Source organism: Sphingomonas glacialis (assembly GCF_014653575.1).
Lineage (GTDB): Bacteria > Pseudomonadota > Alphaproteobacteria > Sphingomonadales > Sphingomonadaceae > Sphingomonas > Sphingomonas glacialis.
The window spans coordinates 1-6,760 of sequence record NZ_BNAQ01000021.1 but is presented as its reverse complement, the minus strand read 5'-3'; the positions used below and the strand labels follow the sequence as shown (position 1 = coordinate 6,760).

8 protein-coding genes and 1 pseudogene are annotated in these 6,760 nt (G+C 62.6%); 4 read left to right on the top strand and 5 right to left on the bottom strand.

Annotation, left to right across the window (positions count from 1 at the left end):
• Positions 1-182: 182 nt before the first annotated feature.
• From IE187_RS20915 to IE187_RS20900, 5 genes and pseudogenes are all read right to left on the bottom strand, one after another.
• The gene (locus IE187_RS20915; RefSeq protein ID WP_229839635.1) at positions 183-791 is read right to left on the bottom strand and encodes an IS5 family transposase; all 609 of its coding nucleotides are present in this window, start codon (positions 789-791) and stop codon (positions 183-185) included.
• Positions 791-916 (bottom strand): annotated as a pseudogene (locus IE187_RS21575) (transposase); the annotation flags it as partial. The gene IE187_RS20915 and the pseudogene IE187_RS21575, both read right to left, overlap by 1 nt.
• A gap of 114 nt (positions 917-1,030) precedes the next feature.
• Complete coding sequence (locus IE187_RS20910) at positions 1,031-1,528, bottom strand: nuclear transport factor 2 family protein (RefSeq protein WP_189677933.1); 498 nt, start codon at positions 1,526-1,528, stop codon at positions 1,031-1,033.
• A 218-nt stretch (positions 1,529-1,746) separates the two neighbouring features.
• Positions 1,747-2,379 (bottom strand): tyrosine-type recombinase/integrase, encoded by a 633-nt coding sequence (locus tag IE187_RS20905; protein ID WP_189677932.1) that lies wholly within the window; start codon positions 2,377-2,379, stop codon positions 1,747-1,749.
• Positions 2,380-2,636: 257 nt separating this feature from the next.
• Complete coding sequence (locus tag IE187_RS20900) at positions 2,637-3,584, bottom strand: LysR family transcriptional regulator (RefSeq protein ID WP_189677931.1); 948 nt, start codon at positions 3,582-3,584, stop codon at positions 2,637-2,639.
• Positions 3,585-3,647: 63 nt separating this feature from the next.
• Here IE187_RS20900 and IE187_RS20895 point away from each other — a divergent pair, with 63 nt between their 5' ends.
• Genes IE187_RS20895 through IE187_RS20880 form a run of 4 tightly spaced genes read left to right on the top strand, consistent with a single transcriptional unit; the run spans position 3,648 to position 6,193 of the window.
• A complete protein-coding gene (locus IE187_RS20895) occupies positions 3,648-4,079 on the top strand; it encodes a DoxX family protein (protein ID WP_189677930.1) in 432 nt (143 codons plus the stop codon).
• Positions 4,080-4,111: 32 nt separating this feature from the next.
• Positions 4,112-4,699 carry an FMN-dependent NADH-azoreductase gene (locus IE187_RS20890; RefSeq protein ID WP_189677929.1) on the top strand — a complete coding sequence of 196 codons (588 nt, stop codon included), beginning with the start codon at positions 4,112-4,114 and terminating at the stop codon, positions 4,697-4,699.
• Position 4,700: 1 nt separating this feature from the next.
• Complete coding sequence (locus IE187_RS20885) at positions 4,701-5,501, top strand: DODA-type extradiol aromatic ring-opening family dioxygenase (RefSeq protein WP_189677928.1); 801 nt, start codon at positions 4,701-4,703, stop codon at positions 5,499-5,501.
• 41 nt (positions 5,502-5,542) lie between these two features.
• Positions 5,543-6,193, top strand: coding sequence for an NAD(P)H-binding protein (locus IE187_RS20880; RefSeq protein WP_229839633.1), 651 nt, complete (start codon positions 5,543-5,545; stop codon positions 6,191-6,193).
• Positions 6,194-6,760: the final 567 nt, after the last annotated feature.

Sequence of the window (6,760 nt, the reverse complement as noted above, 5' to 3'; positions counted from 1 at the left end):
TTTGCGATGTTGAATCAGATCATGACCGACTTGGGAATCCCCGGCGCTGAGTCAGGCTCCGAGGGACTTGGTATAAGTCGGCCGGCGTATATTATGAGGACGTGGTTTCACGGCAGCCGTTAAACGACAGGAACTGCCCATGATCGGCATTCGCGAGTGCCGCAGGCTTGCTCAAAATCGCACTAGGCATCGTGGACAAAGGGTAGCCATAGCTTGATTGAAGCGAGCGTGACGAACCCGAGGTAGGACGCCTTGGTTTTGTCGTATCGGGTGGCAACGCGGCGCCAGTTCTTGAGCTTGCTGAAAAGGCGCTCGACGAGATTGCGCCAGCGGTATTTCACACGATCGTGCGGAATGGGGATGCGGCGATTGGTCTTGGTGGGAATGACCGCTTCGACCCCGGCTGCGGCAAGCTCCGCTCGGATGGCATCTGCGTCGTAGCCTTTGTCCGCGAGCAGTGCTTCGATGCGGTCGCCAAGCATCCGGACCAGCGGGCCGAAGCCCTTCACGTCATGCGTCTGCCCCGGCGTCAGGACAAAGCCGAGCGGTCGGCCGTGCCCATCGCAGCGGGCGTGGAGTTTTGTGGTGAAGCCGCCGCGCGACCGGCCAAGCCCCTGGGCCGCTTGATCCCCTTTTTTAGGCCGACGGCGCAATGATGCGCCCGGACCACCGTGCTGTCGATCATGTCGGCACTGGTATCGCGCTCCACCATCTCGGCCAGCGTCTCCAGCAGGGCGTCGAACACCCCGGTCTCGACCCAGCGCCAATAGCGCCGGAACACGCTGTTCCACTTGCCGTACTCATCCGGCAGCAAGCGCCACTGCGCCCCTGACCGCGCCATCCACATCATGCCTTCGAAATAACGCCGGTTATCGCCTGCAGGCCGATATCCGCGGCCATGTTCGGGTGGAAACAGGCCCGATCAGCGCCCATTCTTCGTCCGACACCCCGATACGCTCGCCCAACACCGCCTCCAAAAGACAGCTTTGAATCAACCGGCGAGTCTCAAGTCAAGCTTTGTCCACGACGCCTAGTTGGCTATTATCGCAACAACAGTATCCTGCGCATTCACGATTTGCCAACAGCCCGCGCGATTAACCCAAGTGTCAGTCCAGACGAACTTGCCGCGTCGCCCGCCTGTCTTCGACCAGGTTTCGCTACCTTGGGCGACAGCAGTCTTTCCGAAGAAGCGGACGTGGACATAATCGGCTACGTTGGTGAGGAAGGGCCCTGGGCCCTCTGTTGCCTCTTCGACAGCAGTCTTCTTGTCGACCAGACGGCCGTCGAGGACCCACACGAAATCGTCGGCTAGAATACGCCTGACTACCGAGGCATCATTGGTCGCGACAGACTTTGCCCACTCCTTTTCGCTCCGCTCGATGTAGCGCTTGACGGCATCTTGCGAAGGAAGCGAGGGTGCCGCACACTTGCGATTGGACGCCGCGGAAGCGGGCGCCGTCCATACGATTGCCCCAGCAACCATGAAGGCGGCTAATAAAGAGTGCCGCTGCACCTGTCTGTCGTCCATCTGATGCCTCCCTTTGTGACGGTTTATCGCATAATCAGATGGAAGGTAGCCAGCCCCCCCCTTCCACCACTTGCTGCCATTCCGATCTGCCTCCGCTTCGCCCGGCAAACTTCGTCCGCTTTTGGTGAAAGCGATCGTTCGAGGTGGCAAAATGGAATGGCAGCAAAGTCCCAAAGCACGGTGAAGAGGCCCCTCGCGGGAGGCGAGGAGCCATTGGGTCAGATTTCGGTATTCTCGGCAAGGGCAAGCGCGTCTTCCACGTCGATGCCGAGATAGCGCACTGTGTTCTCGATCTTGCTATGACCGAGAAGGATTTGGACGGCACGGAGGTTGCCGGTCGCCCTGTATATGATCGAAGCCTTCGTTCGGCGGAGCGAATGCGTGCCATACTCGCTTCGCATCAGACCGACGCCGGTCACCCATTCATCGACAAGCCGTGCATACTGGCGGGTGCTGAGATGCCCATTATGATCAATCCTGCTGGGAAAGACATAGTCGTCCACTGCGCCGCCCCGCCGTTCAAGCCACGCCAGCAGGCTGGTCCGAGCATCCGGAAGCAATTCGAACTGAACCGGCCGACCGGTTTTCTGTTGCATAACGATTGCACGCGTTCGGATCTGCCCGCCGCTGACAAGGTCGCGGATCTTCATCTGCACCAGATCGCAGCCCCGGAGTTTGCTGTCGATCGCCAGGTCGAACAGCGCCCGATCTCGCAAGCGGCGGCGCTGATTGAGGTAAAATCGGATTTCCCATATTTGCTTCGGTTTCAGCGCGCGCTTCGCGCCGACGGTCCGTCCGGCATTCCAGACTGGGCGCTTTGTCGTGGTGGGTTCGGTTTCAGGCATCTCCATGATCATTCTCCGATGGCCAGAGTGGCCGTCCGAAGAACGCTTTGGCGCCTGATAAGCAGGAATGCCCCGAGGCACCTGCCGACCAGTTCAAGCCGTTCGCCGATCGACGCGCGAAGGGCTGCTCCTGCCAAAACCCGCTATCCCGTTCCGTTGAGCTGTCTGGCAGCAGTGCAGCGCATCCCGCCGTTTAGCGCAGGCGCGCTCCAAGCCAGAAGCTGCTTGGGTTGATCCATAAGCAAGCGCAGTTGCATATCCCGCTATCGCGCCCCCGAACCAACGGCCCGATTGCGAAGGATCGCCGCAAGCAGCGCAGTCCCCGCAGGCCCCGGCGCACAATCCTGCGGATGCGCTGCGACGATTGCCAAGCGCGGAAGGTGATCGCTGCCGTCCCAGCGGTCCACCGGTAGGATGACCAGACGGCCGGCCGCAACGTCCGCGGCCACGAGCGGGCCGGGCATGCTTCCCCAGCCAATGCCTTCGAGCAGAAGCCCATGCTTGGTCGTGAGATCCGTAACGCGCCAACTGTCAAGGGCCGCGACACCGTGGTCACGCCCTGGCGCCATTTCGGCCGCATCCGTCAAAACGATCTGCAATTCCTCACGAAGCATGGCGGTGGTGATCGCGCCTTTGCGTCGCGCCAGCGGGTGATTGGGGGCAGCTACAGCCACGAGATCCATCATTGCCACATGGCTGCGCTCGATGCCGGGCGACAGGCCGAAATCCGGCAGGACAGCAAGGTCGATTTCGCCCCGGATCAGCGAATCGGGAAGCCCGAACGCGCCCCTTACGATGCGCAATGACACCGTCGGGAAATCTTCGTGAAACGATGCGAGCGCTGGCGCCAACGAGGCAACCGCCACCATCTCCGAAAGGCCCAGCCGTACTTCCGACTCCAGGCCGCGCACGAGCCCGTGGGCTTGGCTACGAAACTGTCCGACCTCGGCGAGAATACGGCGCGCACGCGGCAGCAACGCCCCGCCGGTCGGCGTCAGGGTCGGGCGGTATGCGGCGCGATCGAAGAGCGGTGCGCCAATCTGATCCTCGAGGCGCTGCGTCGTGTACGTGATAGCCGATTGCGCACGGTTGAGCGTCCGCGCCGCGCCGGAAAAGCTTCCGGCGTCGACGGTAGCCGTAAAGACGAGAAGCTGGTCGAGCGTGAGGGCATCCATCTCCATCGATATAATGGAATGGGATGCCCAAAACAATCTGGATATCCTAGATGGATTGCTGGTGGCATTCCCCCGGCATCGATTACCGGAGCGAATGATATGGCGACTGCCACACGAGACACCTCCCACAATCGCTCCGCGGGCAGATCGCTTCGGATCGGGTTGTGGGTCGCGCAAATTATGCTGTTCGTGATGTTCGCGATGTCGGGCGTGATGAAGCTGGCCACGCCGATCGCGCAACTCGCGGCGATGATGCCGTGGACGGGGCAACTGCCCGAAGGCTTCGTTCGCTTCATCGGACTGGTCGATCTCGCCGGGGGCATCGGCATCTTGCTGCCGGCACTGACGCGGATCCAGCCGCGGCTCGGCACCTTGGCCGCGCTCGGCATCATCGTGCTGCAAATCCTGGCAATCGCCTTCCACACCTCGCGCGGCGAGTTCGGGGTATTGCCGCTCAACTTCGTGCTGCTGCCATTCGCGGTCTTCGTCCTGTGGGGACGAGCGCGCCGGGCTCCGATTTTACCGCGCTGACAGCGACACTGTTTTTCAAACACGAGGCAATCATGACAATCCTGCACATCGATTCGAGCATTTCCGGCGCCAATTCGGTCAGCCGCCAGCTTTCCGCCGATACCGTGGCAAAGCTTTCCGCCGCGCGGCCGGATGCCACGATCCTCTACCGTGACCTCGCGGCGACGCCGATCAATCATTACGTCATGACCGACAAGCCCGGCAACGACAGCGCGGAGTCGGCCTTCAGCGCGACGATCCTCGAAGAGTTCCTGTCCGCCGATACGATCGTTATCGGCGCGCCGCTCTACAATTTCACTGTGTCGAGCCAGCTAAAGGCGTGGATCGATCGGATCGTGATTTCCGGTACGACGTTCAAGATGGGCGCCGAAGGGTCGGTCGGCCTTGCCGGCGGCCGGCGCGTCATCGTGTTGCTGTCGCGTGGCGGCGTCTATCAGGCGGGCACGCCCTGGGCGCCGTTCGAGCATGCCGAGACGTGGCTGCGCGCGATCTTCGGGTTCATCGGGATCGAACCCGAATTGATCGTCGCCGAAGGCACCGCTTATGGTCCCGACGCACGCGCCGGTGCGATCGCCGGCGCGACGGCAGCGATCGCGGACCTGCCGGCGCTGGCCGCCTAAGATGGACCGGCTCCCCACCTTCTTCCTTCCCCATGGCGGGGGGCCGTGCTTCTTCATGGATCCGCCCCCTGGCTGGCCGCGCGATACCTGGGACGGGCTCGCGGCATTCCTGCGCGGGGTCGACGACTCGGTCGGTCGACGGCCTCGCGCCGTGGTGATCGTGTCCGGACATTGGGACGCGAAGAACCCGACCGTAAACGATGGCGCGCATCCGCCCTTGCTGTTCGATTATTCCGGCTTTCCGCCGCACACCTATCGACTCACCTGGCCTGCTCCCGGCGCCCCGGATGTGGCCGCCGAAGTTCGGCAGCTCCTGGAGGAGGCCGGCTTCCAGACCGGTGCGGACAGTAAGCGCGGCTATGACCACGGCGTCTTCGTGCCGTTCAAGCTGGTCTATCCCGACGCCGACGTGCCGGTCGTCCAGCTGTCGTTGCTGGCGTCTTATGATCCCGCGCAGCATCTCGCGATGGGACGCGCACTCGCGCCGCTGCGGGACAGCGAAGTTCTCATCGTCGGCAGCGGCATGAGCTACCACAATTTGCCGATGTTCTTCAGCGGTCGCGGCAACGATCAGGCCGAGGCGTTCGACGCATGGCTCGGTGATGCGGTCTCCGATCCGGCCGAGCGGGATGCGAAGCTCGCCAACTGGCGGACCGCGCCCGGCGGATTGTCCTCGCATCCCGAACCCGATCACCTTTTGCCGCTGATGGTGGCAGCAGGCGCTGGCGCGGGCGAGACCGCCGTGCGGGTGTTTCACGACCACATCGCCGGCAAGCCGCTCTCGGGCTTCCGGTTCGGCTAACCTTGCCGCTTTCTATCGATCACGAATTTTTTGGAGAACCCATGTACGCCATCACAGGAGCTTCCGGTCAGCTCGGCCGCCTCGTCATCGCTTCGCTGCTGGAGCGGATTGATGCCGCCAGCATCGTCGCCCTCGTCCGTGATCCCGCCAAGGTGGGTGATCTCGCCGCGCGCGGAGTGGTCGTGCGGGCGTTCGACTATAACGCGCCGGCGACGCTGGCGCCCGCGCTCGACGGCGTCGATCGCCTTCTCCTCATCTCATCGAGCGAACTCGGCGCCCGCCCGGCGCAGCATCAGGCAGTCATTGACGCCGCCAAGGCCGCAGGTGTGGGCTATATCGCATACACCAGCATCCTGCGCGCTGACACGAACCCGATGATCCTCGCGAGCGACCACCGTGCTACCGAGGCCGCGATTAAGGCCAGCGGCTTGCCTTATGCGTTCCTCCGCAACGGATGGTACACCGAGAACTACATTATGTCGGCGGGCCCGGCGATCGAGCATGGCGCATTCCTCGGCAGTGCCGGCACAGGCCGTATTTCGAACGCGAGCCGCGCAAATTACGCCGCAGCCGCAGTTGCGGTGCTTACCGACGGGTCGGCAGGAAGCCGGACGTTCGGCTGGCGGGCGAAGGTTCGTTCATTCTGGCCGACTTTGCCGAAGCCATCGCCGGCAGTTCCGGCAAACCGGTAGTGTACAACGACCTGCCTGAGGCGGACTATGCTCAGGTTCTACAGAGTGCAGGGCTGCCTGGTCCAATCGCCGAGATGCTAGCCGACAGCGATGCGACGGCTGCCGGCGGTGCCTTATTTGATGATGGTGCGATGCTGAGCAGGTTGATCGGACGCCCTAAAACGCCGTGGCGGAATACGCTTGAGAGCGCGCTGGGGACCTGATCCGCGCCGTTTGTCAAACGAAAGCGATCCCAGCGGGTGACCGCTTCGGCGTCACCCGCCATGTTGCTGAAGCCCCAGCGTGAGAGCTTGCGTCCATTTGGCGAACGGCCGTTTTCTGCACACGTTTCCCACCAGCCCCCAGGCCGCGATCAAGCTTTGGGGACGAGCGGGTTTGGTGGAGGATGGTCTGCTTCAGGGCTCGCGTCGCCGTTAGCGGACGGTACATTTGCGGCAAGCGTCACCACATGTTGAGCCAGTTCTTGCACGGTTACGTCCCGCACGACCCTATGAACCGCCCCGGGTTTGTCGGAGGCTCCAACTCCTGAGAAGGTGGAGCCATGACGAGCAAGACGACCAACAAGTT

Coding starts and splice junctions, on each gene's coding strand:
- IE187_RS20895 (WP_189677930.1), top strand. CDS start 3,648: ATGGCGACTGCCACACGAGACACCTCCCACAATCGCTCCGCGGGCAGA.
- IE187_RS20910 (WP_189677933.1), bottom strand. CDS start 1,528: ATGGACGACAGACAGGTGCAGCGGCACTCTTTATTAGCCGCCTTCATG.
- IE187_RS20880 (WP_229839633.1), top strand. CDS start 5,543: ATGTACGCCATCACAGGAGCTTCCGGTCAGCTCGGCCGCCTCGTCATC.
- IE187_RS20885 (WP_189677928.1), top strand. CDS start 4,701: ATGGACCGGCTCCCCACCTTCTTCCTTCCCCATGGCGGGGGGCCGTGC.
- IE187_RS20905 (WP_189677932.1), bottom strand. CDS start 2,379: ATGGAGATGCCTGAAACCGAACCCACCACGACAAAGCGCCCAGTCTGG.
- IE187_RS20890 (WP_189677929.1), top strand. CDS start 4,112: ATGACAATCCTGCACATCGATTCGAGCATTTCCGGCGCCAATTCGGTC.